We start from the raw sequence: 22227 nt of genomic DNA, 5'->3' as shown, positions 1-22227 counted from the left end.
ACGCGAAGTGAGGAGCAGCGGGTGCGAGCGCACGTCGAACTGATTCACGAGAATGACTACATCTGGCACGTCGGGGAGCTGCCGCACGGCGAGGGCGGGGTCCACGAACGCCGGCTCTCCACAGACGAGGAGGACGGATCGTCCTCGCTGGCGTTGCGGTTCGACAGCGACTGGGGGCGCGGGCCCGGTGTGCCGCACGCCGACACCGAGTTCTTCGTGCGGTCCGGCTCGCTGATCTACGGCGGTCAGGAGATCGGCCCGGGCGGCTACCTTCAGGTGCCCCGGGGCGTGCCGATGGACTGGATCAAGATCCGCGAGGGCTCGTCGGTGCTGCACTGGCGCGAGTACGGCGACTGCGGTTTCGACGTCGGGAAAGCACAGTGGAGCCCGGCCTCAGCGCGGTGGGAGTCCGCCGTCGGCGAGGTGACGGCGGTGGATTCCAACGACATGGAGTGGACCGCCGCCCCGACGGTTGGGCCGATCACCCCGCTCTACATCAAGCTCCTGCACCGCGACCCGGTGACCAACTTCTACACCCGCCTGATCCGGGCCCACAAGGGCTGGAGCGACCACCGGCTGGCCCACCACCCCTGCTACGAGGAGTTCTACACGCTCGGCGGGAAGATGGCGTACAACTTCGGCGACATCGACGAGGGCACCTACTGCTTCCGGCCGGCCGGGGTGAAGCACGGCCACTTCGTCGCCGAGACCGACATCGACTGGATCATCCGGTCGGACGGCGAGCTGATCAACTGGTACACCACCGACGAGTGGGTCAAGTGGGGCGGCACGGCGACCAACTACCACGAGCACGACGAGGCGCCGGTCATCTCCACCCTGCCGGTGCGGTCCCGTTCGCGCGGCCCCTGGTCCGGCGACGGGATGTGATGGCGACGGGGTGTGCCGCGGCCACGACCACCGCCGCGTCACACCCCGGTCACCCGCAGCCGCGCGTGCCGGCGAGTGCCCGGCTCCCGGGCGGGCGTCTACACGGCCAGGGCGAGCAGGCGCCGGGCGGAGCGGACCACCGCCTCGTCCACCAGCCGGCCCTGTGCGTCGAGGCAGACTCCCACGCCGTCGCGGACCGCCGCGTCGAAGCGGGCCACCAGGTCCGCCGCCGTCGCCACCTCGTCGGGTGCAGGGGTGAACACCTCGTTCACCACCGCGACCTGCGCAGGGTGGATACAGGCCCGGCCGACGAAGCCGAGCCGCCGCAGCGCCATCGTCGACTCGCGCAGCGCGACCAGGTCCCGGAAGTCGGTGCTGACCGGCCCCACCGGAGGCTCGATGCCGACCGCCGCGCTGGCCAGCACCACCTGCGAGCGGACGAAGAGCAGTTCCCGCTCGTCCGGCCCGAGCGTGACACCGAGGTCGGCGCGCAGGTCCGCCTCGCCGAGTTGCAGCCGCCGTACCCGGGGTGCGCGGGCGATGTCGAGGGCCGCGACCACGGCCGCCGCCGACTCCAGCAGCGGCACCACGGGGGTCGTGCCCACCGGCGACCCGGCCGCCGACTCGGCCGCGCCGAGCACCTCATCCAGGGCGACCAGTTCGGCGGCGGACTCGGCCTTCGCCACACAGAGCCCCGCGAGCCCCGGCCCCACGACGGTCGCCGCGTCGACGTGGCCCAACCGGCCCGGGTTGATCCGCACCCACCAGGCGACCCCGGGTGGTGCGGAGCGCAGGAAGGCGGCGACCGCCGAGCGGGCGGCGTCCTTGCCGGCCTGCGGCACCGCGTCCTCCAGGTCGACGATCACCGCATCCGCGCCGCGCCTCGCCGCCTTGGCCAGCTTGTCGGGCGCGTCCCCGGGCACGTACAGGTACGACCTCAACGGCTTCGCGCCCTTCCGTTCCACGATGCTCCGGCCATGCGGCCATTGTTTCGGCTACGGATACAGTGTTTCCGTTAGTGGTCGAGACGTCAAGGAGGCCCCATGGGACCGCACCCGCACGGCTGGTGGATTCTGCTGCACATCGTGCTCTTCGTCTTCTGGCTGGGCGGGGATCTCGGGGTCTTCTGGTCGAGCCGGTTCGTCCTCAAGCCCGACCTCACTCCGGCCGCCCGGGCCACCGCGCTGAAGATCATGGGCGGGCTCGACCTGGGGCCCAAGATCTGCCTGGTTCTCTTCCTGCCCAGCGGCGTCACGCTGATGGCGCTGGACCCGCACGGCGCGCAGGTCTTCGGGATCAACCCGTTCGGCCGGCCGATCGTCGCACTGGTCTGGGTGTTCGCGGCGGCGTGGCTGGCCGCCACGATCTCCGACCACCACCGCCCAGGCCACCGTCGGTGGGTACGCCGGGCGGACTGGACGGTCCGGACCGTGCTGATCGCCGGCCTGGCCGGGACCGCGCTCTACACGCTCTTCGCCGCCGCACCGTTCGGGGTGGACACCAACCCGAGGTGGCTGGGCGGCAAGATCCTGCTCTACAGCATCGCGATCGCCTGCGGACTGGGCATCCGGCTCACCCTGCGCCCGTTCGGGCCGGCCTTCGGCGCGCTGATGACGACAGGCTCCACGCCGGAGGTGGAGCACGCGATGCGGCGGGCGATCGACGGCTGCCTGCCCTACGTGTGGGGCATCTGGGGCAGCGTGCTGGCGGCCGCGGCGCTCGGCGTGCTGAAGCCGCTCGCGGCGCTGTGACCCGGGCAGGTCGGTCAGGCGCCGCTGTAGCCGAGCTGAGCGGAGATCCGGCCGGTCGCCTTCAGCAGCGACTTCGACAGCTCGGGCGAGTCCGGCTTGAACCGCCCCACCGGCCCGGCCACGCTGACGACCGCCACCACGTGCCCGTCGTGGTCGTAGACCGGTGCGGCGATCGACGTCGCGCCGGGCTGGCGTTCGCCGCGCGAGGTGGCGTAGCCGCGCTTACGGATGGCGGCCAACTCCTTGCGCAGCTTCGCCGGGTCGGTGATGGTGCGGTCGGTGATCTCGTCGAGCCGGTGCCGTTCCAGGTAGACGTCGAGCTCGTCGTCGTCGACGAAGGCCAGGAACGCCTTGGACGAGCTGCCGGCGTGCAGCGGGTACGGGATGCCGATGTTGACGTCCAGCCGCAGCTCCTGCTCGGGCACCACCTGGTCGACGTACAGCCGGGTGTCGCCCCGGCGCAGCGAGAGCGTGGCGGTCTCGCCCGTCTCGGCCGCCAGCCCGCGCAGCTCCGGGCCGGCCATCGCGCGTAGGTCGGTGCGGGCCAGGTAGGCCCGGCCGAGCGTGACGGCCGCGTGGCCCAGCGCGTAGCGACGGGTGCTCGGGTCGACGGTGATCAGCTCCCGGCTGCGCAGCGCCGTGAGGATACGGTGCACGGCGGCCTTGGTAAGGTCCAACGCGGTCGCGATCTCGGTGACGCCCAGGTCCGGGCGCCCACTGCGCCCGAAGTAGAGCAGCACGTCCATCGCCCGCTCGACCGCCGCGATCGAGCGGGACTGGCCTTCGCCGTCCTCCGCGGCCGGTGCCTTCGCCTCCGATGTCCGACTGGGCATGGTTGGGCCTCCACAGCGCTGTTCGTGCGTCCGTCTCCAGAGCAGTGTAGGGCGCTCGATTTCACCTAGCGAAACACCGTGTCCTGAGCGGGTCACCGATTTTCGGCGGCGAGGCGCCCGGACCGATCGGCGGTTGACACGGGCCACCACCCCTCGTTACGTTTCTGGTAACGACGTTTCCTCATGCGAAACGGAGAACCTGCCAGTGTCGGTCGACAGCATCACGTTCCGCTCGGCCCTCGCCCAGTGGCCCAGTGGCGTCGGTGTCGTGACCACGGTCATCGACGGCCAGCGGCACGGCATGACCGCGAGCTCGTTCTCGTCGGTCAGCCTCAACCCGCCGCTGGTCTCCGTCTGCCTGGGCGTCCACCTTCCCAGCCACGCCCTGGTGGAGCGGGCCGGCGTCTTCGCGATCAGCTTTCTCGGCAAGGGCCAGGCCGGCATCGGCCAGCGCTTCGCCGGCATGCGTCCCGAGGTCACCGACCGCTTCGCCGGGCTGGACTGGGCGCACGCCGAGACCGGCTGCCCGGTCCTGGCCAACGCGACCGCCTGGCTGGACTGCCGGGTCGTGCACGCCTATCCCGGCGGCGACCACACGATCTTCGTCGCCGAGGTGCTCGCGGCCAGCACCCCCCGGGTCGGCGCCCCGCTGCTGTTCCACTCCAGCGCGTGGAGTCAGCTCGCCGACCCGCTGCCGGAGAAGATCGACATCGCGATCGGGGGCCGACTCTCCCGCCTGCGCGCGAACACCCTGTTGACGGCCGGCTTCACGGTGCGGGCAACCCCCGGCCCGATGATCGCCGACGCCTTCCGGCCCGGCGGCGAGGATGCCACCCTCGCCGAGCTGGACCAGTTGCTGCGTGCCGGGCACACCGCCGTCACCCTGGTCGAGGAGGCCGACGCCAGCCCGGTGCAGGTGCGGGCCGTGCTCGCCGACGCCACGGTACGCGCCCGCCGCGCCTCACTCCGGGTGCGGCTGCGGCCCCAGCGCGGGCTCGGCCTGGTCAACGCCATGGTCGCGATGAAGAGCGGCGTCACCGGCTTCGACACCACCCTCAGCGGTCGAGCGAGCGCCCTGCGCACCCGCGACCTGGTCTTTCTCGCCCGGCAACTCGGGGTGTCCTGTCCCCGGCTCCCCGCCAACAAACCAGAGGAGTGACCCACATGTCCACCGGCGGACGGCTCATCGACGACCTCACCCCGGCCGAGCAGGATCGCGCGGCCCGAGTGGAGAAGGTGCTGCCCGCGCTGCGGGCCGCCGCCGCGCAGGCCGACGCCGACGGGGTGTTCCCCGCCGCGCACGTCGCGCTGCTGCGCGATGCCGGGCTGCTCGGCCTGGTGGTTCCGCAGGAGTACGGCGGTCTCGGCGGCGGCCTGCGTGACCTCGCCGCCGCCACCTTCGCCATGGGCAGCGCGTGCCCGTCGACGGCCTTGGCCTTCTTCTTCCACAACACCAGCGCCTCCCGTGGTCTGCTGCCGCTGGAGGCCATCGAGCGCGGCCTCTTCGACGACGCCGACGTCCCCGCCGTGCAGGCCTTCGCCGAGAAGGTGCTGACCCGGATGGCTGGTGGGGTGTGGCTGGCCAACTTCGCCAGCGAGGCGGTGAAGAGTTCGTCGGCCAACATCGCCATCTCCACCACCGCCACGCCGGCGAGCCGCGACGGCGTCGACGGCTGGTCGCTCACCGGCGAGAAGTCGTTCGGCTGCGCCACCGGCGTCGCCGACACCTACCTGGTCACCGCCCGACTCGCCGGGCACGAGACGGCGGACGGGCTGGCCCTGTTCCTGGTCCCCCGCGATGCCGCCGGGGTCGCCTCACGGCCGGCCTGGGACGGCATCGGCATGCGCGGCTCGGCCAACCACGGCATCCGGCTCGACGACGTCTTCATTCCGGCCGACGAGGCGCTCACCGTGCCCGGCGCTTTCGTGAAGATGTTGCAGTGCAGTCGGGGCAGCTTCGTCGGCAACCAGCTGGCCATCACGGCGGTCTACGTCGGTGCGGCGCAGAGTGTCTACGACGACACGCTGACCAGCCTCACCCAGAAGACCTTCGCCGACACCGGTCGGCCGATTGCGGAGAGCCCCATGCACCAGGTGATCATCGGCAACATGACGGAACGGTTGGAGACGGCGTACCTCTGGCTGCGCCGCCAGTTGCTGCTGGAGACCAGTGAGCCGCCGCTGCGCCCGCACGCCGAGGTCTACCGGCAGTGGCGGTTGGCCAAGGGCTCGATCTGCGAGGCGTGCTTCGACGTGGCGGTCGGCGCGCTCAAGGCGTCCGGCACGTCCGGCGCCACCATGAACGGGTCCGTCGGCCGGGCGCTGCGCGATCTGGCGATGGGACTGGTGATGACGTTCCCGCCGGAGCGCGGCCGGTTGGAGGCGGCCAGTTCGGTGACCAGCGACCGGTCCAACGACCTGTTCGCGGCGGTGGCCGGGTGACCCAGCCGGACCTGCCCGATCTCGCCGACCTGGTCGACGGGGTCTGGACGCCCAGCGACGCACCGCTCGGGTTCGACCTGGAGGATCCGGCGACCGGTGCGGTGCGGCGGCCCGCTGCCGGCACGCCGTCGCACCGGATCGAGGCCGCCGTCGCCGCCGCATCGGCGGCGCACGAGGCCGGGAGCTGGGCCGCGCTACCGGCCCGTGATCGCGCCGACGTACTGGACGCCGTCGCCGAGGCGGTCGAGGGCGTCGCGGCCGAGATCTGCGCGCTGGAGTCGGCGACCACCGGCGTGCCGATCCGGCAGACCATACCGCTGGGCGTGATCCTCGGCGGCTCGTTCCGGCTGGCCGCCGCCCAGCTACGGCAGGGCCCGCAGAGCCAGGAGTTCCAGCGCGAGGACGGCCGGATCGCGTACGCCGAACGACTGCCCTGGGGTCCGGCCGCCTGTGTGGTGCCGTGGAACGCGCCCGCGCCGATGGCCGCGCACAAGGTCGCGAACGCGCTCGCCGCGGGCTGCCCCACGATCCTCAAGCCCAGCGAGTACGCCCCGCACGGCAGCCAACGGCTCGCCGCCGTCGTCGGGGCCACGCTCGCCGCCTCCGGCGTGCCGGCCGGGGTGTTCCAGCTCGTGCACGGCGGGGCCGAGGCCGGTGCGGCAGTGGTCGGCGATCCCCGGATCCGGGCGGTCTCCTTCACCGGCGGGCTCGCCGCCGGGCGGGCGGTCGCGGCAGCCTGCGCCTACGACATCAAGCCCGTGCAGCTCGAGCTCGGCGGCAACAACCCGCTGGTCGTGCTCCCCGACGCCGACGTCGCCGATGTCGCCCGGGCCGCGGTCGACCTGCTCAGCACCCTCAACGGGCAGTGGTGCCGGGCGCTGGGTCGGCTGATCGTGCCCGCCGACCGGCACGACGAGATAGTCGCCGCGATCGCCGACCGGCTCGCCGGCCTGGTCGCCGGCGCGCCGTTGGACCCCGCGACCGACCTCGGTCCGCTGGTGCACTCCCGGCACCTGGCCCGGGTGGTGGCCGCCCGCGACGACCTGCTGGCCCACGGCGGGACCGCTGTCACCGGCACCACGCTGCCGGCGGCCGGGCCGCTGGCCGGCGGGAACTTCCTCGCCCCGACGCTGGTCACCGGCGTCGCCGCCGCGCACACCGGCGACGAGATCTTCGGGCCCGTGGCAGCGGTGCACCCGTACGCCACCGTCGACGAGGCGGTGGCGCTGGCCAACGGCACGTCGTACGGGCTGGAGGCGTACGTGCTCGGCGCGGACGAGGAGGCCGCGCTGGCCGTGGCCCGCCGGATCCGGGCCGGTGAGGTCAAGGTCAACGGCTCCTCGGTGCTCAGCCTGCACCTGTTCAGCCCGCGCCCGGCGTTCGGGCTGTCCGGGTACGGCGAGGAGGGCACCGCCGAGACCCTGCGGTTCTTCACCAACCCGCGGGTCGTCGGCGTCGAGGGCGGCTTCGCGCTGCACGGCCGGTCATGACCCCGGGCGAGACCGCCCCGGCGCAGGCTCCGCCCCCGCCCACGGCCGGCGGCGCGGCAACCGCACGCCCGGCCGACGTGCTGCGGGCGCTGCTGGGCGGCGCCTCGCCGGTGCACGCCCCCGGCGTACACGACCCGCTCACCGCCGCGCTGGCCGCCGGGGCCGGGCACCGCGTCGTGCACCTGTCCGGTGCGGTCTGCGCCGCGGTCGAGCTGGGCCTTCCCGATCTGGGATACCTGCACGGCACACACGTCGCGGAGCGGGCCGCCCGGCTCGTCCCGGCGCTGGCCGGCGTGCCGCTGATCGCCGACGCGGACACCGGCTACGGCAATCCGCTGCACGCGGTCTGGACCGCCCAGCGGTACGCGGCGGCCGGCGTCGCCGGGCTGCACCTGGAGGACCAGGTCAGCCCGAAGCGCTGCGGCCACCTGGACGGCAAGGAGCTGTTGGACATCGCAGGTGCGACGGCGAAGATCCGGGCGATCGCCGAGGCGGGCACCGGCCTGGTGCTGATCGCCCGCACCGACGCCTACTCGGTGGCCGGCCTCGACGAGGCGATCGAGCGGGCCGGCCGGTTCGCCGACGCCGGCGCCGACGCGGTCTTCCTGGAGGGTGTGGACACCGCCGAGGAGTTGGCGGCGGTGCGTACCGCGCTGCCCGGCGTACCCCTGGTGGTGAATCGCTCGGAGGCGGCTGGTGTGCGCGCCTTCCCGCCCGACGACGCGCTCGGCGCGCTCGGGGTCCGGGTCGTGCTGCACCCGGTCGCGCCGATGCTGGCCGCGCTGCGCGCGGCTGCCGCCGCCTATGCCGCGATCGGCCGGCACGGTCACGCCGACGCGGTGCCCCGGCTCGCCTGGTCGTCGTTCACCGCGCTGGTCGGCCAGGACGATGCGCTGACTCTCGATCGGAGGTACGCCTGATGCACGTGCTGATCGCCGGAGCGGGGCCGGTCGGGCTGACCGCGGCGCTCGCGCTGGCCCGCCGGGGGTGCGAGGTGACAGTGCTGGAGGCCGGTGACGACCTCGCCGCCGAGTCCCGTGCCTCCACGTTCCACCCGCCGACGCTGGAGATGCTCGACGCGTTGGGGGTCGGCGCGGACCTGTTGGCGCGCGGGCTGGTGGCGCCGACGTTCGCCTACCGGGATCGCCGGGAGGGACTGATCGCGGAGCTGGACCTCTCGGTGCTCGCCGAGGACACCCCGTTCCCGTACCGGGTGCAGTGCGAGCAGTCCAAGCTGTGCGTGATCCTGCTGGCGCACCTGGCCGGGCAGCCGACGGCCCGGGTCCGCTTCGGTTGGCCGGTCGACTCGGTACGACAGGGCGCGGATCAGGCCGACGGCGGTGTGGTCGCGGTCGCCGAGGACGGCCGGGAGGTGTCCGGCGACTGGCTGATCGCGGCCGACGGCGCCAGTTCGGCGGTACGGCGGGCGTTGGAGTTGCCGTTCGACGGGATCACCTACCCCGAACGGTTCCTGGTGGCCTCCACCGACGAGGACCTGCCGGCGCTGCTCGGCCCGCTGGCGTACGTCAACTACGTCTTCGACCCGGTCGAGTGGTCGGTGCTGCTGCGCACGCCGGACCACTGGCGGGTGCTGCTGCCCACCCCCGAGGACACCCCTGACGCGCACGAGCTGGACCGGCTCGACGGGCGGCTGCGGGCGATCGCCGATCCGGGCCGGCCGTGGCGGGTGGCGCACGCCAGTTTGTACCGGGTGCACCAGCGGGTCGCCGCGACGTTCCGGCAGGGGCGGGTGCTGCTGGCCGGCGACGCCGCGCACGTCAACAACCCGCTCGGTGGGCTGGGCATGAACTCGGGCATCCACGACGCGGTCGCCTACGCGCAGGTGCTGGCCTCGGGCCGCCCGGCACCGGACGGCGGGGAGCTGGACCGGGCGGTGACGGCGGTGGCCGACGAGCGGCGCCGGATCGCCCTGACCTACGTGCAGGAGGTCTCCGACCAGAACTACCGCCGGATGCGGGCCGCCGATCCGCAGTTACGGTCCGCGCAGCTGGCCGGCCTGCGCGCGCTGGCCGAGGATCCGGCGGCGGCCCGGGCGTACCTGCTGCGCAGCTCCATGATCGCCTCGCTGCGCCCCGACGCCGGGCAGCCGGCGGTCCGGGCATGACGACACCTGGCGACGGCCCGCGCGGCGCGGTGATCGAGCGGGAGAACCCGTCCAGGACCAGCGAGCTGGTCGGCACTGTCGGTGTCAGCGGGCCCGAGCGGGTGGACGCCCTGGTCCGCCGGGCCGACGCCGCGCAGCGCAGCTGGGCGGCCACCGGCATCGCGCGGCGGCTCGCTGCGCTGGCCGCTGGCGCCGACGCGATCGCCGGGCGGCTCGAACCGTTGGCCGAGCTGCTGGCCCGGGAGTCGGGCAAGGTGCTCGCCGACTGCCGCGGCGAGGTCAGGTTCGCCGGCACGTACCTGCGCTGGGTCGTCGAGCACGCCCCGGCGGCGTACGCGGATCGGGAGATCGACGACGCGGCCGGTCGGCTGCTGCGGCTGCCCCGGCCGTACGGTGTGGTCGCCGCGATCACGCCGTGGAACGCGCCGATCATCCTCACCCTGCTCAAGGTGGCCCCGGCCCTCGCCGCCGGCAACGCGGTGGTGGTCAAGCCCTCACCGCTGGCCCCGCTGGCGGTCTCGGAGGTGCTGCGCCTGCTCGCCGGGGCGCTGCCCGACGGGACGCTGGCGGTCGTCCACGGCGACGCCGCCGCCGGTGCGGCGTTGGTCGGGCACCCGCTGGTGCGCAAGGTGGCGTTCACCGGCGGCGGCGTGGCGGCCCGGCAGGTGGCGGCGACCGCGGCCACCCAGACCACACCGGTAGTGCTGGAGCTGGGCGGCAACGACGCGGCGATCTTCCTGCCGGACGCCGACCTGGGCACCGAGCCGATGCGCCGGCTGGTCCTGGCGAGTTTCGCCACCAGCGGCCAGGTGTGCATGGCCGCCAAGCGCCTGTATGTGCACCGCGACCGCCGCGACGAGTTCGTGGCGGCGTACCGGGCCGCCGCGGCGGAGGTGCTGCGCGTCGGTGACGCGCTCACGCCGGGGGTGAGCATGGGCCCGGTCATCTCGGCCGGTGCCGTCGCCCGGGTCGAGCGGATCGTCGCGGCGGCCGTCGCCCGGGGTGCCACGGCGCTGCCGCTGGGCACTGTCGACGGTGGCACCGACCTGGCCGGCGGGTACTTCGTGGCCCCGACGCTCGTGCTGGACGCACCGGACGACGCCGAGGTGATCACCGGGGAGCAGTTCGGGCCGACGGTGCCGCTGCTGCTCTACGACGACGAGGAGGAACTGCTGGCCCGGGTCAACGCCGACGAACTGGGCCTTGGCGGCTCGGTCTGGTCGGCCGACGAGGAGCGGGCGTTCGTGCTGGCCCGTCGGGTCGAGGCGGGCTTCGTCTTCGTCAACACGCACAACCGCACCGGGCTGTCGCTGCGGGCGCCGTTCGGTGGGGTGAAGCGCTCCGGATACGGCCGTGAGTATGCCGAGGAGGGTCTGGCCGAGTACGCGCAGACCTGCGTCGTGCACGCGCCCGGCCCGTTCCGGCCAGGTGGCGCCGGGCTGCCCGCCAACGCGTACCCGGGCTGAGGCCGGGCCGCGTCGGTCGAGCGCTGCCGTCAGTAGTCGACGACGACGCGGGCCGCGAGGCGCGGCTTGAGCCAGCCCGCCACCTCCAGGTGGGCGGGGTGGGACTGGTAGGCGCGCAACGCGTCCACGTCGGTGTGTGTGCTGATCATGCACAGGTCGTAGGAGACCGGGGTCCGCAGCGTGTCCAGGGCGACGGTCAGCGTCGCGATCTCATCAATTGAGCTGGCCAGACCTTCCAGCAGCGACCTCGCCTTGGCAGCATCGGCCGCATCGTCGAACTTCATGAGTACCACGTGCGTAAACACCTGTTCTTCCCCCTGTTCCCCGGCGTCGCCCGAGTGTATGTTCTGGAAACAGCGTTTCGCCAGGGGAACCGGAGCGGGAATGACCATCAGGGTTGCCGCCATACAGTTCGAGGCCGGCCAGGACATCGGGGCCAATCTGGCCACCTGCCTGCGCCTGGTCACCGACGCCGCCCGACAGGGCGCACAGCTCGTGGTGCTACCCGAGTTCTGCAACCATCTGGCCTGGTACACCGACCGCGCCCAGGCGCACGCCCTGGCCACCCGGCCGGGCGACGATTTCCTCACCGCGATCTCCGCGAGCGCCGCCGAGCATCGGATGTATATCAAGATCAATGTCACGCACGCCTATCCCGACGGACGCACCGGCGGCACCAACTTCCTCTTCGGTCCGGACGGGGCGCTGCTCGGCAGCTGCGACAAGCAGGTCCTGATGGGTGCCGAGAACGACCACCTCGACCCGGCGACCGAGGTCGGACCGGTGCTCGACACCCCGATCGGCCGGCTCGGCATGTACGCCTGCATGGAGGGCGTCATTCCCGAGACCACCCGCGGGCTCACGCTGCGCGGCGCGCAGGTGCTGCTCAACAGCCTGAACTCGTTCGCCACCGATGAGGCCGCGCTGCACATTCCGGTGCGGGCCGCGGAGAACCGGGCCTGGGTGATCGCCGCCAACAAGGTCGGCCCGCTGCTGCCCGCCGAGCATCTGCCGGCCATGAGCCGCGGCCTGGGCGTGCCGGAGCAGTGGCTGCACGGGGCCGGCGAGTCGCAGATCGTCGCACCGGACGGCACGGTGCTGGCCAAGGGGCCGCGTACCGGTGAGGCCGTCGTCATCGCCGACATCGCTCCGGAGCGCGCCGACGACAAGCACCGCCCGGACGGCAGCGACATCCTCGCGGCCCGCCGGCCGGAGCTCTACGGCCCGCTCGGGGACGCGCCGACCGGCCGCCGTCGGCCGCCCAGCGCGTCGAGCCTGCCGGTCGCCGTGGTCCGCCCTCGGGACCCGGGCGAGGCGGCCGACCTGCTCGCCAAGGCGGTCGCCGAAGGCGCGCTGCTCGCCGTGCTCGCCGAGAACGCCCTCGGCACGCACGTCGGGCCGGCCGAGGTGGCCGCGACGCTGGCACCGGCACTGCGTGGCACCAACGGGTACGCGGTGGCCACCGCCCGCACCGCCGACGGCCCGGTCGGGCTGCTCATCGGCCCGGATGGCGTGCTCGGCGAGCAGCCACAACTGCATCGGGCCGGCGCGGCCCGCGACGCCGCACGGCCCGGAGGCGCGCTGCGCACCTTCGACCTGCCCTGGGGGCGGCTGGCGATCGTGGTCGGCGACGACGCGATCTTCCCGGAGACGTTCCGGCTTGCCGCGCTCGCCGACGCCGATGTGGTCGCCGTGCCGTTCACCCCGCGCGAGCCCTGGGAGCTGGCGCTGGGGCTGCCGGAGCGGGCCGCGGAGAACCGGCTCAACGTGATCGCCGCCGGGCCGCTCGGCACCGGCGCCGCGGTCTTCGCCCTCAGCGCCGACTTCACCCTCTGGACCACCTGGGCCGGGCCGTTCACCGGCCGGATCAGCAGCCCACTGCGCACCGACATCGCCGCCGACCGGTCCGTCACGCATGCCGTCGTGGCGCCGGCGCAGGCGGCGAACAGGCTCGTCTCCCGCCGCACCGACCTCGTCGACGGCCGCCCGTGGCGGCTCGTCGAGGCCCTTACCGAAAGGCGCTGACCGTGGCCGACACCTTGAAACACGTCGAGGAGATGCTCGACGACTCCCCCACTGTCGACGTCCACGAGACGTTCCACCGGTACCAGGCACTCCTGAATGAGCTGAAGGCCAAGATCACCGCACGGTTCGCGCTGACCCGCGACCCGTCCACCGAGGCGCTGGAAAACTACGGGGACTACCCGAACGGACCGGGCGGCTCGCTCGCCGCGTACACCGGGCCCGAGGTCGACTGGCTCGTGCACTCCTGGCTGGGCAACCCGGGTGCCAGCTTCGCCAACCTGCACCTGACGTGCTGGCTGGGCCCGCAGGTCAGGGTGCCGCACCTGGGATTAGCCCTGCTGGTCTGGCCCGGCGGCTGGTTCTACGTCGACTCGGTGCCCCGGGTCAACATGGTCGAGGACGGCGACTACTACGACAGGTACTACGAGCCGGCCAACGAAGAGTGGCTGCAACTGCGCAACGACCCGGCGTTCGACTACTTCGTCAGCCGGGCCGGGTTCATCCGGGCCAGCCTGTCACCGACGGCATACTGCTACTCCTTCGACCGCAGCCCGGAGAACATCGAGAAGGTCAGCCAGGTGACCCACGCCCACGTCGACCGCTGGCTGCGCTGGGTCGACGAGGCCGAGCCGGTGCCGGCCGAGGAGCGGGCCGCGCTCGCCGAGACCGATCTGCGGATCCGCCGCAATATCGCCGACCGCGACCCGGCGAACGTGATGGGCGTGCGCTACTTCGGCGAGGAGACCACCAACCAGCTCGTCCGCGCGCTCTGGGGCGGCGACCGCGAACTCCCCCGGCCGTCGGCATGAGCGGTGGGCAGGAAGGCGGTGTCCGGTCGGTCTGGTGGGCCGTACGCGTCCCCGGCGCGCCGGCACCGTTCGACACCGCGCACCTGCGGGTCTATTACCCGGCCCGGCCCACCGGCTCGGACGCCGAGCGGCTCAGCGGGGTCCTCGCGGCCGATCCGGCCGGTGCCCCGTACCCGGTGGCCCTGCTGGTCTCCGGCGTCAACGTCGGGCAGGACGCCTACCGCTGGCTGGCGATGGAACTGGCCGCCCGGGGCGTCGTCGCGGTGACCTACGACTGGGTCGGAGTGCTCTTCGCCGGCCTGCACGGGATCACTCCCGGCGTCGACCTGGACGCGGCCCGGCCGGACGGCTACGGCAGCCGACCGACCAGCCCGTCGCTGCGCCCGGTGCTCGACGCGCTGGCGCAGCTCACCGGGCCGCTCGACGGGTTGCTCGACCTCGACCGGGTGGCGCTGGTGGGTCACTCGGCCGGCGGTACGGTCGCGCTGCAGTCGGCGCGGTTCCTGCCCGAGGTCCATGCGGTGGCCAGCTACGGGGCGCACACCATGGTGGCGACCATGCTCGGTTGGCCGGCCGGCACCGTGCTGCCGGCCCAGGTGGACTGCCCGGTCATGCTGCTCGCCGGCACCCACGACGGCGTGATCAACGGCTCGGCCGACCGGTACGGCGAGGACAAGGCCACCCGCGCCGACCCGATCACCCGCACCTTCGACGAGGCGCTGCCCGACGCGGGCGGCACCAACCTGCTGGTGCGGCTGGCCGGCGCCAACCACTTCAGCATCGTGCACCCGCTCGATCCCACCTCGGCGCGCGCCTTCCTCGACGCGGAGGCGACCGCCGAGCCGGAAGCCACCCGCGCGCTCCTGGTCGACCTGCTGTCCGGGTTCCTCGCCGTCCACCTTCGCGGCGAACCGGCCGACGGCTTCGACCGATTGCTGGCACAGCTCGGCACCACCTCTTCGATCGCCTCGTTCCGTCGGAGGTAAGCCACCATGCTCAAGAACTTCTGGTACGCGGTCGAGTTCTCCGACCGGGTCACCACCAAGCCGGCCCGGATCACCGTGCTCGGCCAGTACCTGGCCCTCTACCGCACCCCGCGCGGGCGCGTGGTGGCTCTGTCCGACCTGTGCGTGCACCGGGGCGCGGCGCTCTCCGGCGGCTCGACGGCCGGCGAGAACATCGTCTGCCCGTATCACGGCTGGGAGTTCGAGCCGGGTGGGGCGTGCACGAAGATCCCGGCGAACCAGCCCGGCCGGGGCATCCCGAACAAGGCCCGGGTCGACTCGTACCCCGTGCAGGAGCGCTACGGCTTCGTCTGGGTCTTCATGGGCGACCTGCCCGAGGCCGAGCGACCGCCGATCCCGGTCTGGCCGGAGTTCGACAACCTGGTGGAGAACGGCGGCAAGTTCCGCGCGGTGACCGGCGAGTTCCTGTGGAAGGCCAACTACGAGCGGATCCTGGAGAACGGCTGCGACATCGCGCACGCGCCCTTCGTGCACGGCGGCGCATTCGGCAACCCGCAGAAGCCCGAGGTTCCCGAGTACGAGCTCGAAATCCCCGACGAGTGGTCGGCGTTCGCCACGGTCAGCCTGCACCCGCCGCGCTCCAAGGGCCTCTGGTCGCTGGTCAACCGCGACAACGCGGACCTGGCCAACCGCCCGCCGGTGGTCACCTCGGCCGGTTGGATGCTGCCCAACATGATCAAGCTCCACGTCCGGCTGTCGATCGGTGAGCTGATCATCTACGACACCAACATTCCGGTGGACGAGACGACCACGCTGGTCAAGTGGGTCGCACTGCGCACCTTCTTCACCGGGGCGTGGGCCAACCGCAACGCCGTGCAGCGCGTCCTCAAGATCTTCTACCAGGACGCCGAGGTGGTGAACAACGTCCGCCCCGAGTTGCTTCCGTTCGACCTCGGCGCGGAACTGCACGTCAAGAGCGACCTCATCGCGGTGCACTACCGGCGACGCCGCCAGGAGCTGGCCGAACGAGGCTGGATGCTCTCCGACGCCGACCGGATCACGGGCGACGTGCCGCGCCGGGAGGCGACAGTCATCCCCTCGCCGGCCCGCCGGGAGAACCCGGAGCTGGCCCGCGCCTGGGTGCACAAGGCCAAGGGCGACCACCCGACCGTGGCGGAGGCGCAGCGGATCGGGCTCAAGCGCATCACCGAGGAAGAGGGCGCCGACGCCGCCGCAGGAGCCGAGGCGCAGGCGAGCCCGACCAGCAGCGCGACGACGAAGGAGCAGGCATGAGTCTCCCGCTGGAACTCTGCGAGAACGCGGTGGCCCACCTGACCGCCCGACACCCGCTCACCGCGGTCATCGACGAGCCGCTGAGCAGCCCGATGTCGCCCGACCCGGTGGGTGCGCTGCGGGTCTGGCAGGGCGCACCCGGTCAGCCGGTGGCCAAGGTGGTCTACGTCGGGCTGGTCGTTCCGATGATCCGCCTCGACAGCCACATGGTCTTCGCCTTCACCGCCGCCGACAGCGCGGTCCCGCACTTCACCCTGGACTCGGTGTACGGCGGCGACTACTACGCCTACCACCTCGACCTGATTCCCCGGGCCGAGCTGAGCAGCCACCTGCCCTACCTGGACGCGGCGTACCAGCCGCTCACCCCGGTCTTCACCGAGGCCAGCGCGATGGACGGGCTGAGCCGGGCCGACATCGGGCCGCGCCAGCACGCGCTGATGTCGCCGTGGATGCTGGTCAGCCGGGCCACCGAGGAGGCGTTCCGGAAGATCGGAGCCGCCGTCTCCGCGTACGCCGAGCACTGGTCCGCGCTGGTCACCGACGGCCTACCGGCCGACGTCGTGGCCGGCCTGGCCGACACCGACCTGGCCGCCCGGGACACTGCCGTGCGGGTCAACCTGTTCAGTCCCGACGTCGACCCGGTCTGGGCCCGGGTCACCCGGCTGATCGGCGAGCCGGCGACCGACCGGATCCGGGCGGAGCTGATCGGCAATGGGTGAACCGACCGCACCGGCGGCGGCTGAACCGAGCGAGTGGCAGCAGCGGATCGCCGGCGAGTGGCACGGCCGGCCGTCGCTGTTCACCGCCACCGGTGTGTGGCAGGGCTTCGAGAAGATCCGCCGCTCGTCGGTCTTCGCCGACGGCGTCACCACGTACTTCATGGACGGCGGGCTGGTCGGCGGGGGCGAGCTGGCCGGGCGCTACCGGCTGGGCGCGCCGTTCGCCTTCGGCGTCATCGACTCCGACGCCGACCGGGTCTACACCGGCCCCGACTTCTTCGGCACCGGCCAGCCGTACGGCTCCTTTGTAGACTCGCACTACTACGGCCCCGGCTGGCAGGTCGACCTGAACACCTGGAATCAGGTGCTGCCCGACGGCGAGACCCAGGTCTACTCGTCGATGCTCTACCAGGGCTGGACGGTGGTGGGCTGCTTCAACGGCGTCTACACCCGAAGCTTCGACCACGACACCAACCCGGACACCCGCGAACGGGTGGCGGGGTTCCTGTCCGCCGAGGAGCGGCGCGGTCCGGTGCCGTACATCCTGCCGACCAAGCAGGCCGGCGCGTTCACCGGCAGCTGCGAGCTGTGGGGCGCCGACCAGCAACTGCGCGGCGAGGTCGCGGTGCGCCTCGACCTGGAGCCGATCGATCTGCTGCGCACCCGGCGGGTGGTCAGCTGGGCCGGTGCTGGCCTGGACCGGCGGTACGTGGTCGAGCAGCGCCGCGACGGTGACCGGCTGTTCTTCGAGGGCCCCGACGCCTGGGGCAACGCGCAGGGCTTCGGCCGGGCCAGCTACCCGTCCTGGCACTTTCACGCTGACGGCGGCGACGTGTGGAAGGTCAAGGGCCGCGAGTTCGCCATCGACGCCGAACCGGGCATGTCCGCCGGCGGGCGCCTCGCCGTGGTGTACGAGCTGTTCCGGGGCAACGTGCTGGACAGCGTCCTGCACGGCCTGCTCGCCTGGGAGCCGACCGAATGACCGCGGTGGTGGTGACCGGCGGCACCCGCGGGATCGGTGCCGGCCTGGTACGCGCGCTGCTGGCCCGCGGCGCCCGGGTCGCGTTCTGCGGACGCAACGCGGAGTCGGTGGCAACTGCGCTCGCCACACTGCGTTCCGAAGCCTCCGTGCCGGCCGGAGCCGAGGTGCTCGGGGTACGTGCGGACGTCACCGACCGCGCCGACGTGTCCGTGCTCTGGTCGACGGCCGCCGAGGCGTTCGGCGGGGTCGACATCTGGATCAACAACGCGGGCACGAACCATGCCCGCCGCCCACTGTGGGAGCTGCCGCCGGCAGAGCTGGACGGAGTGCTCGCGGCGAACCTCGGCGGGGTGGCCCGGGCCAGCGCGGTGGTGCTCGCCGCGATGATCGAGCAGGGCCGCGGCGCGCTGTGGAACATGGAGGGCTTCGGCTCCAACGGCCAGGCCCGGCCGGGGCTGACCGGGTACGGGGCATCGAAGCGCGCGGTCACCTACCTGACCGACGGGCTGGCCAAGGAGCTCGCCGCAGCCGGGGTCGCCGACCGGGTCACCGTGCACCACCTCTCCCCCGGCATCGTCGTGACCGACCTGCTCACCCACGACTACCCGCCGGACGAGCTGGCGAAGGCCAAGAAGGTCTTCAACATCCTCGGTGACCGGGTCGAGACGGTCACCCCGTGGCTGGCCGACCGGGTCCTCGCCGGGGGCCGCAACGGCAGCCGGGCCGCCTGGCTGACCAGCCGCAAGGCCGCCGCTCGGTTCGCCGTCGCCGCCTTCCGCAAGCGCGACCTCTTCGGCGAGCCCGTCGGCGGGCCCGCGGTGACCCGGCGCGGGCACCTGTCGTGAACGGCAGCGACTACACAGTCGTCCTCGCGCTGGAGGACTTCGTGCCGACCGGCCTGGCGCTGGTCGGGTTCTGGATCCTGGCCAGCGTGGCCGCCCGGGTCGTGCCGCGGGTGGGCCCGGTCGCCCGCGTCAGCGCCGTCCTGATCGGCCTCGGCGGCCTGGCCAAGTCGACCTGGAAGTTGCTGCTGGCCGGATTCTCGATCGACCTGCCCTGGCTGGAGGCGGCGCTGTTCCCGCTGATGGCGGTCGGCGCGGTCGGGCTGATCTGGGGCCTGGCGAGCGCGCTGCGCGGGCGTAGCGTGCCGTGGTGGCCGTTCGCCGCCGTGCTGGCCGTGACCGCCGGCGTGGCTGCCGCGTACGCCATCTTCGCCCCCATCTTCGCCCTCGCCACCACGGGCGTGACCACCGTCAGCGTCCTGGCCGCGATCATCGCCGGCCGGCGGCGTGCCTGGGGCGCGGTGGCGCTCTACGTCGCCGGGCTGGCCTGCGTGCTGCTGCTGGTGCCGCTGCGCAACCACCCGGATCACGAAACCCTGGCCATGCAGTGGGTGGAGCAGGGCACCAACACCCTCGGACAGGCGGCGCTGCTGGCCGCGGCGTGGCTGACCGTGCGCGCTCACCGCCGGGCCTCGACCACGTCCCACCCGACCCCCGCCCAGGAAGGAGCCGTCCGCTCATGACCGACGCGCTCGGCTGGCGCCGCAAGTTCGGCGTCATCGCCCCGTCGACCAACACCATCGTGGAGCCGGACTTCTACCGGATGACAGTGCCCGGGGTGACCGCGCACTTCTCCCGGATCCACATCCGCGACCAGGACCTCTCCAGCGACGGCAACTTCGAGAACCTCCTGACCCAGATCCGCGACGAGATCGGCGGGGCCTGCGAGCGGGTGCTGACCTGCGAGCCCGACTACATGGTGATGGGCATGTCCGCCGAGACGTTCTGGGGCGGCGTCGAGGGCAACCGGCAGTTCGTCGCCCAGATCAAGGCGATCACCGGGCTGGAGGTGGCAACCGGCGCGGAGGCGTGTGAGCGGGCACTGCGCCTCTACGGCGCACGCCGCATCGGCGTGGTCACACCGTACCAACCGATCGGCGACACGAACGTCGTGCAGTTCTTCTCCGAGATCGGCTTCGAGGTGGCCGCGATCGAGGGGCTCAAGTGCCCGACCGCGGTCTCCATCGCCCACGTTCCGGAGGACGAGTTGCGCCGAGCGCTGCTGGCCGTGGACGGCCCGGACGTGGACGCCCTGGTCCAGTGCGGCACCAACCTGTCGATGGTCGGGCTGGCCGACGAGGCCGAACGCTGGCTCGGCAAGCCGGTGATCGCCATCAACGCGGCGACCTGGTGGATGGCGCTGCGCGAGAACGGGATCACCGACAAGGTGTACGGCGCCGGTTCCCTGCTGCGCGAGTACTGACACGGCGCTGTCGGCAAACGCAAGCGGCGCGGGCCGGGGCAGCATCCCCGGCCCGCGCCGTTCGCCGGTTCAGCTGCGCAGCAGACGGCGACGCCTCGGCAGCACCACGACCAGACCGACACCGAGCAGGAGCGCCGCGCTCGACCAGAGCAGGATCAGCGTCGTCACGCCCCCCTCGCCCGTGGTCGGCAGCGACCCACCACCGTCGCCGTTGCCACCGCTACCGCCTTCGCCCTCGTCGTCGGTCGCGGCCCGCGACTTCACCGTGAACTTGGCGACGATCGACGTCTCCTTCGGGCCGGTGACCGGGTCGGCGCCGGCGTTGCACTCGGTGTCGACCTGCGGGTGATCGAAGACGACGTTGGTGACCGTCAGACTGACCAGGCCCGCCTGCGAGGTGGTGTAGGTCCCGGTCAGCGCCGCGCCGGGCAGGATCGCGTTGGCGTCGATCGCGCCGTACGCCGGGCCCGTCAGGTTGACCGTGCCGCTGCCCACCCCGCCGACCTTGACGGTCGCCTTGGGCACCAGGTCACCGGCGCCGACAGGCACCGGTCCGCTCTTCGGGCCGGCTGAGAACTTCAGGCTCACCGTCACCTTGGCACCCCGACCGGGGTTGCTGGGCGACATGCTCAGCGTGTGCGTGGCGGTCCACGTCGAGAGGCTGCTCAGCGTCTTGCAGTTCAGCTTCACGCTTTTCGGGCCGAAGGGTTGGGCCGGCGTGTCGACCTCGTCGGTTGCCGTCGGCGGCGGGTCGTCCGTCGCGGACGGTAGGAGCGACGGCGACGGTTTCGCGGAGGGCGGCGGCGTTGCGGAGGCGGACGGGCTCGGCGGTGGGGTCGCGGTGCCGGTACCGCCGACGGTGAAGCTCTCCACGATGGAGGTCGGCACCGGTGCGGCCTTGTGGTCGCGGTCGCCGGCCGCCGAGCAGTGCGTCGTGGCCGAGGCGTTGGCGAAGGTGACCCGGCCGACGGTGAGCGTCGCCGCCCCGGCGGCGGCGGCGAAGTAGGTGCCGGTCGCGGTGATCGGGCCGAGCGGTTCCGTCGGGGCGACGGCCCGCGCGGGGTACGAGGACATCCGCAGCGTCGCGCTGCCGGAGAGCGAGCCGCCCAGGGCCAGCGTGACGTTCACCGGAACGTCACCGGCGTTCAGCCCCACCGGCCCATTGTCGGGGCCGGTGGGCGCGGTGAGTGTGACAGTCACCGTGTCGCCGACCTTCGGCTCGGCCGGCGACTGGGTCAGGGTGAAGGTGTCCTGCCAGACCGTCGGCGAGCTGCCGGTACCGGCGTCGTTGAAGTAGAGCCGGCAGCCCAGCGTCGCGGCCGTGGGACCGATCGCCGCGGCCGGTGGCGCCGCCAGGACGGGGGCCGCCGCTGGGATCGTCAGCAGCAGCGGCGCCAGGACGAGCGCGGGCGCTGCCATCCGGACGGGGAAACGACGTCGGGTCATGAGGACCTCCGGTTCCGGTAGGGCATCAGCACGAGCAGGCCGATGCAGAGCAACAGCAGGCCGGAGCCGACCAGCACGGTGACGGCGTACCGGTCCGGGCCGGCGTTCACCCGGTTGGCGTTGACCAGCGTCGGGGCCGATGTGCCGGCGGCGCCCCCCGGCCCGGTCGGGGGTGAGGTGGTGGCGGCCGGCGTGGCCGAGGGTGCCGCCGGCGCGGCTGGGGTCGCGGACGGGGTTGCCGGTGCGGGCTTCTGCGCCGGCTTCTTGCCGAACGTCAACGTCACCGAGACCTTGTTGGCCTCGACCTGGTCGGCGTTGCCGCTCGTGGGCAGGATCTGCGCCGCGACCACGCACTCGCGCTTGGTGCAGTCGAACGCGCCGAACTTCTGGGCCAGCTTCAGGGTGACCGTGGGCAGCTTCCCGCTGCCGTCGGCGTTGACGAACGCGGCGCCGCCGGACAGATTGCAGTCGGTCGGGCCCTTGAAGCCGGCGACGCACTGACCGACGGCGATCTGCTTCAGGTTCGGGGCGAAACCCGAACCGTTGACGATGACCTGCTGCTTGTCCGTCAGCCCGGTGGTCACGCTGACGGTGAGGGCCGGCGCGGCGAACGCGGCCGGGGGTGCCGCCACGACGGCGAGGCCACTGCTGGTGGCGAGCAGGGCGGCGAGCGTGAGCGCCCGGCGGCGGAAGGTTCGCACGGCGATCTCCTGACAGGTTCGGCGCAG

Annotated in this window: 22 protein-coding genes; 17 read left to right on the top strand and 5 right to left on the bottom strand. The window is 72.8% G+C overall.

Annotated elements, in window-relative coordinates; all coding sequences use genetic code 11:
- The first annotated feature begins 21 nt into the window (after positions 1 to 21).
- A complete protein-coding gene (locus FBZ33_RS07750; protein WP_141908512.1) occupies positions 22 to 888 on the top strand; it encodes a DUF4437 domain-containing protein in 867 nt (288 codons plus the stop codon).
- A 98-nt stretch (positions 889 to 986) separates the two neighbouring features.
- Here the strand turns inward: FBZ33_RS07750 and FBZ33_RS07745 are convergent, their stop codons facing one another.
- Positions 987 to 1853 (bottom strand): CoA ester lyase, encoded by an 867-nt coding sequence (locus tag FBZ33_RS07745; protein WP_255508753.1) that lies wholly within the window; start codon positions 1851 to 1853, stop codon positions 987 to 989.
- 78 nt (positions 1854 to 1931) lie between these two features.
- Here FBZ33_RS07745 and FBZ33_RS07740 point away from each other — a divergent pair, with 78 nt between their 5' ends.
- Positions 1932 to 2639, top strand: a complete 708-nt coding sequence (locus FBZ33_RS07740; protein WP_141908511.1) for a hypothetical protein — start codon at positions 1932 to 1934, stop codon at positions 2637 to 2639.
- Between the two features lie 14 nt (positions 2640 to 2653).
- Here the strand turns inward: FBZ33_RS07740 and FBZ33_RS07735 are convergent, their stop codons facing one another.
- On the bottom strand, positions 2654 to 3472 hold the full coding sequence (locus FBZ33_RS07735) for an IclR family transcriptional regulator (protein ID WP_141908510.1): 819 nt from the start codon (positions 3470 to 3472) through the stop codon (positions 2654 to 2656).
- A 205-nt stretch (positions 3473 to 3677) separates the two neighbouring features.
- Here FBZ33_RS07735 and FBZ33_RS07730 point away from each other — a divergent pair, with 205 nt between their 5' ends.
- The 6 genes from FBZ33_RS07730 to FBZ33_RS07705 are packed head-to-tail and all read left to right on the top strand — an operon-like array spanning position 3678 to position 10995.
- On the top strand, positions 3678 to 4631 hold the full coding sequence (locus FBZ33_RS07730; protein WP_185755242.1) for a flavin reductase: 954 nt from the start codon (positions 3678 to 3680) through the stop codon (positions 4629 to 4631).
- 5 nt (positions 4632 to 4636) lie between these two features.
- On the top strand, positions 4637 to 5914 hold the full coding sequence (locus FBZ33_RS07725) for an acyl-CoA dehydrogenase family protein (RefSeq protein WP_141908508.1): 1278 nt from the start codon (positions 4637 to 4639) through the stop codon (positions 5912 to 5914).
- On the top strand, positions 5911 to 7404 hold the full coding sequence (locus FBZ33_RS07720) for an aldehyde dehydrogenase (protein WP_141908507.1): 1494 nt from the start codon (positions 5911 to 5913) through the stop codon (positions 7402 to 7404). Before FBZ33_RS07725 ends, FBZ33_RS07720 begins: the two co-directional genes overlap by 4 nt.
- Positions 7401 to 8324, top strand: coding sequence for an oxaloacetate decarboxylase (locus FBZ33_RS07715; protein WP_141908506.1), 924 nt, complete (start codon positions 7401 to 7403; stop codon positions 8322 to 8324). Before FBZ33_RS07720 ends, FBZ33_RS07715 begins: the two co-directional genes overlap by 4 nt.
- Positions 8324 to 9529, top strand: a complete 1206-nt coding sequence (locus FBZ33_RS07710) for an NAD(P)/FAD-dependent oxidoreductase (protein WP_255508752.1) — start codon at positions 8324 to 8326, stop codon at positions 9527 to 9529. The genes FBZ33_RS07715 and FBZ33_RS07710 overlap by 1 nt, the downstream gene beginning before the upstream one ends.
- Complete coding sequence (locus FBZ33_RS07705; protein ID WP_141908505.1) at positions 9526 to 10995, top strand: aldehyde dehydrogenase family protein; 1470 nt, start codon at positions 9526 to 9528, stop codon at positions 10993 to 10995. Before FBZ33_RS07710 ends, FBZ33_RS07705 begins: the two co-directional genes overlap by 4 nt.
- A gap of 29 nt (positions 10996 to 11024) precedes the next feature.
- Here the strand turns inward: FBZ33_RS07705 and FBZ33_RS32645 are convergent, their stop codons facing one another.
- Positions 11025 to 11387 (bottom strand): Dabb family protein, encoded by a 363-nt coding sequence (locus FBZ33_RS32645; protein WP_255509111.1) that lies wholly within the window; start codon positions 11385 to 11387, stop codon positions 11025 to 11027.
- On the opposite strand from FBZ33_RS32645, the gene FBZ33_RS07695 reads away from it, so the two are divergent.
- The 9 genes from FBZ33_RS07695 to FBZ33_RS07655 are packed head-to-tail and all read left to right on the top strand — an operon-like array spanning position 11380 to position 20053.
- The gene (locus tag FBZ33_RS07695; RefSeq protein WP_141908503.1) at positions 11380 to 13020 is read left to right on the top strand and encodes a nitrilase-related carbon-nitrogen hydrolase; all 1641 of its coding nucleotides are present in this window, start codon (positions 11380 to 11382) and stop codon (positions 13018 to 13020) included. The genes FBZ33_RS32645 and FBZ33_RS07695 overlap by 8 nt on opposite strands.
- Positions 13021 to 13022: 2 nt before the next feature.
- Complete coding sequence (locus FBZ33_RS07690) at positions 13023 to 13829, top strand: oxidoreductase (protein WP_141908502.1); 807 nt, start codon at positions 13023 to 13025, stop codon at positions 13827 to 13829.
- Positions 13826 to 14815 carry a dienelactone hydrolase family protein gene (locus tag FBZ33_RS07685; protein ID WP_185755241.1) on the top strand — a complete coding sequence of 330 codons (990 nt, stop codon included), beginning with the start codon at positions 13826 to 13828 and terminating at the stop codon, positions 14813 to 14815. The genes FBZ33_RS07690 and FBZ33_RS07685 overlap by 4 nt, the downstream gene beginning before the upstream one ends.
- Before the next feature lie 6 nt (positions 14816 to 14821).
- Positions 14822 to 16087, top strand: coding sequence for an aromatic ring-hydroxylating dioxygenase subunit alpha (locus FBZ33_RS07680; RefSeq protein ID WP_141908501.1), 1266 nt, complete (start codon positions 14822 to 14824; stop codon positions 16085 to 16087).
- Entirely contained in the window at positions 16084 to 16806 is a 723-nt protein-coding gene (locus FBZ33_RS07675; protein WP_088947003.1) for a hypothetical protein, read from the top strand. The genes FBZ33_RS07680 and FBZ33_RS07675 overlap by 4 nt, the downstream gene beginning before the upstream one ends.
- Positions 16799 to 17788: a hypothetical protein gene (locus FBZ33_RS07670; RefSeq protein ID WP_141908500.1), complete on the top strand. Its 990-nt coding sequence runs from the start codon at positions 16799 to 16801 to the stop codon at positions 17786 to 17788. The genes FBZ33_RS07675 and FBZ33_RS07670 overlap by 8 nt, the downstream gene beginning before the upstream one ends.
- Complete coding sequence (locus tag FBZ33_RS07665; RefSeq protein WP_141908499.1) at positions 17785 to 18633, top strand: SDR family NAD(P)-dependent oxidoreductase; 849 nt, start codon at positions 17785 to 17787, stop codon at positions 18631 to 18633. The genes FBZ33_RS07670 and FBZ33_RS07665 overlap by 4 nt, the downstream gene beginning before the upstream one ends.
- Positions 18630 to 19313, top strand: a complete 684-nt coding sequence (locus FBZ33_RS07660; protein ID WP_141908498.1) for a hypothetical protein — start codon at positions 18630 to 18632, stop codon at positions 19311 to 19313. Before FBZ33_RS07665 ends, FBZ33_RS07660 begins: the two co-directional genes overlap by 4 nt.
- Entirely contained in the window at positions 19310 to 20053 is a 744-nt protein-coding gene (locus FBZ33_RS07655; protein WP_141908497.1) for an arylmalonate decarboxylase, read from the top strand. The genes FBZ33_RS07660 and FBZ33_RS07655 overlap by 4 nt, the downstream gene beginning before the upstream one ends.
- A gap of 69 nt (positions 20054 to 20122) precedes the next feature.
- Here FBZ33_RS07655 and FBZ33_RS07650 read toward each other — a convergent pair whose 3' ends face one another.
- The gene (locus FBZ33_RS07650; RefSeq protein WP_141908496.1) at positions 20123 to 21499 is read right to left on the bottom strand and encodes a hypothetical protein; all 1377 of its coding nucleotides are present in this window, start codon (positions 21497 to 21499) and stop codon (positions 20123 to 20125) included.
- Positions 21496 to 22200, bottom strand: a complete 705-nt coding sequence (locus FBZ33_RS07645; protein WP_185755240.1) for a neocarzinostatin apoprotein domain-containing protein — start codon at positions 22198 to 22200, stop codon at positions 21496 to 21498. The genes FBZ33_RS07650 and FBZ33_RS07645 overlap by 4 nt, the downstream gene beginning before the upstream one ends.
- Between the last annotated feature and the right edge of the window lie 27 nt (positions 22201 to 22227).

This window comes from Micromonospora sp. A202, assembly GCF_006715105.1.
GTDB lineage: Bacteria > Actinomycetota > Actinomycetes > Mycobacteriales > Micromonosporaceae > Micromonospora > Micromonospora zamorensis.
This window is presented reverse-complemented; position numbering and strand designations above follow the sequence as displayed.

Coding starts and splice junctions, on each gene's coding strand:
- FBZ33_RS07710 (WP_255508752.1), top strand. CDS start 8,324: ATGCACGTGCTGATCGCCGGAGCGGGGCCGGTCGGGCTGACCGCGGCG.
- FBZ33_RS07705 (WP_141908505.1), top strand. CDS start 9,526: ATGACGACACCTGGCGACGGCCCGCGCGGCGCGGTGATCGAGCGGGAG.
- FBZ33_RS07725 (WP_141908508.1), top strand. CDS start 4,637: ATGTCCACCGGCGGACGGCTCATCGACGACCTCACCCCGGCCGAGCAG.
- FBZ33_RS07695 (WP_141908503.1), top strand. CDS start 11,380: ATGACCATCAGGGTTGCCGCCATACAGTTCGAGGCCGGCCAGGACATC.
- FBZ33_RS07670 (WP_141908500.1), top strand. CDS start 16,799: ATGGGTGAACCGACCGCACCGGCGGCGGCTGAACCGAGCGAGTGGCAG.
- FBZ33_RS07675 (WP_088947003.1), top strand. CDS start 16,084: ATGAGTCTCCCGCTGGAACTCTGCGAGAACGCGGTGGCCCACCTGACC.
- FBZ33_RS07715 (WP_141908506.1), top strand. CDS start 7,401: ATGACCCCGGGCGAGACCGCCCCGGCGCAGGCTCCGCCCCCGCCCACG.
- FBZ33_RS32645 (WP_255509111.1), bottom strand. CDS start 11,387: ATGGTCATTCCCGCTCCGGTTCCCCTGGCGAAACGCTGTTTCCAGAAC.
- FBZ33_RS07735 (WP_141908510.1), bottom strand. CDS start 3,472: ATGCCCAGTCGGACATCGGAGGCGAAGGCACCGGCCGCGGAGGACGGC.
- FBZ33_RS07685 (WP_185755241.1), top strand. CDS start 13,826: ATGAGCGGTGGGCAGGAAGGCGGTGTCCGGTCGGTCTGGTGGGCCGTA.
- FBZ33_RS07655 (WP_141908497.1), top strand. CDS start 19,310: ATGACCGACGCGCTCGGCTGGCGCCGCAAGTTCGGCGTCATCGCCCCG.
- FBZ33_RS07650 (WP_141908496.1), bottom strand. CDS start 21,499: ATGACCCGACGTCGTTTCCCCGTCCGGATGGCAGCGCCCGCGCTCGTC.
- FBZ33_RS07665 (WP_141908499.1), top strand. CDS start 17,785: ATGACCGCGGTGGTGGTGACCGGCGGCACCCGCGGGATCGGTGCCGGC.
- FBZ33_RS07740 (WP_141908511.1), top strand. CDS start 1,932: ATGGGACCGCACCCGCACGGCTGGTGGATTCTGCTGCACATCGTGCTC.
- FBZ33_RS07680 (WP_141908501.1), top strand. CDS start 14,822: ATGCTCAAGAACTTCTGGTACGCGGTCGAGTTCTCCGACCGGGTCACC.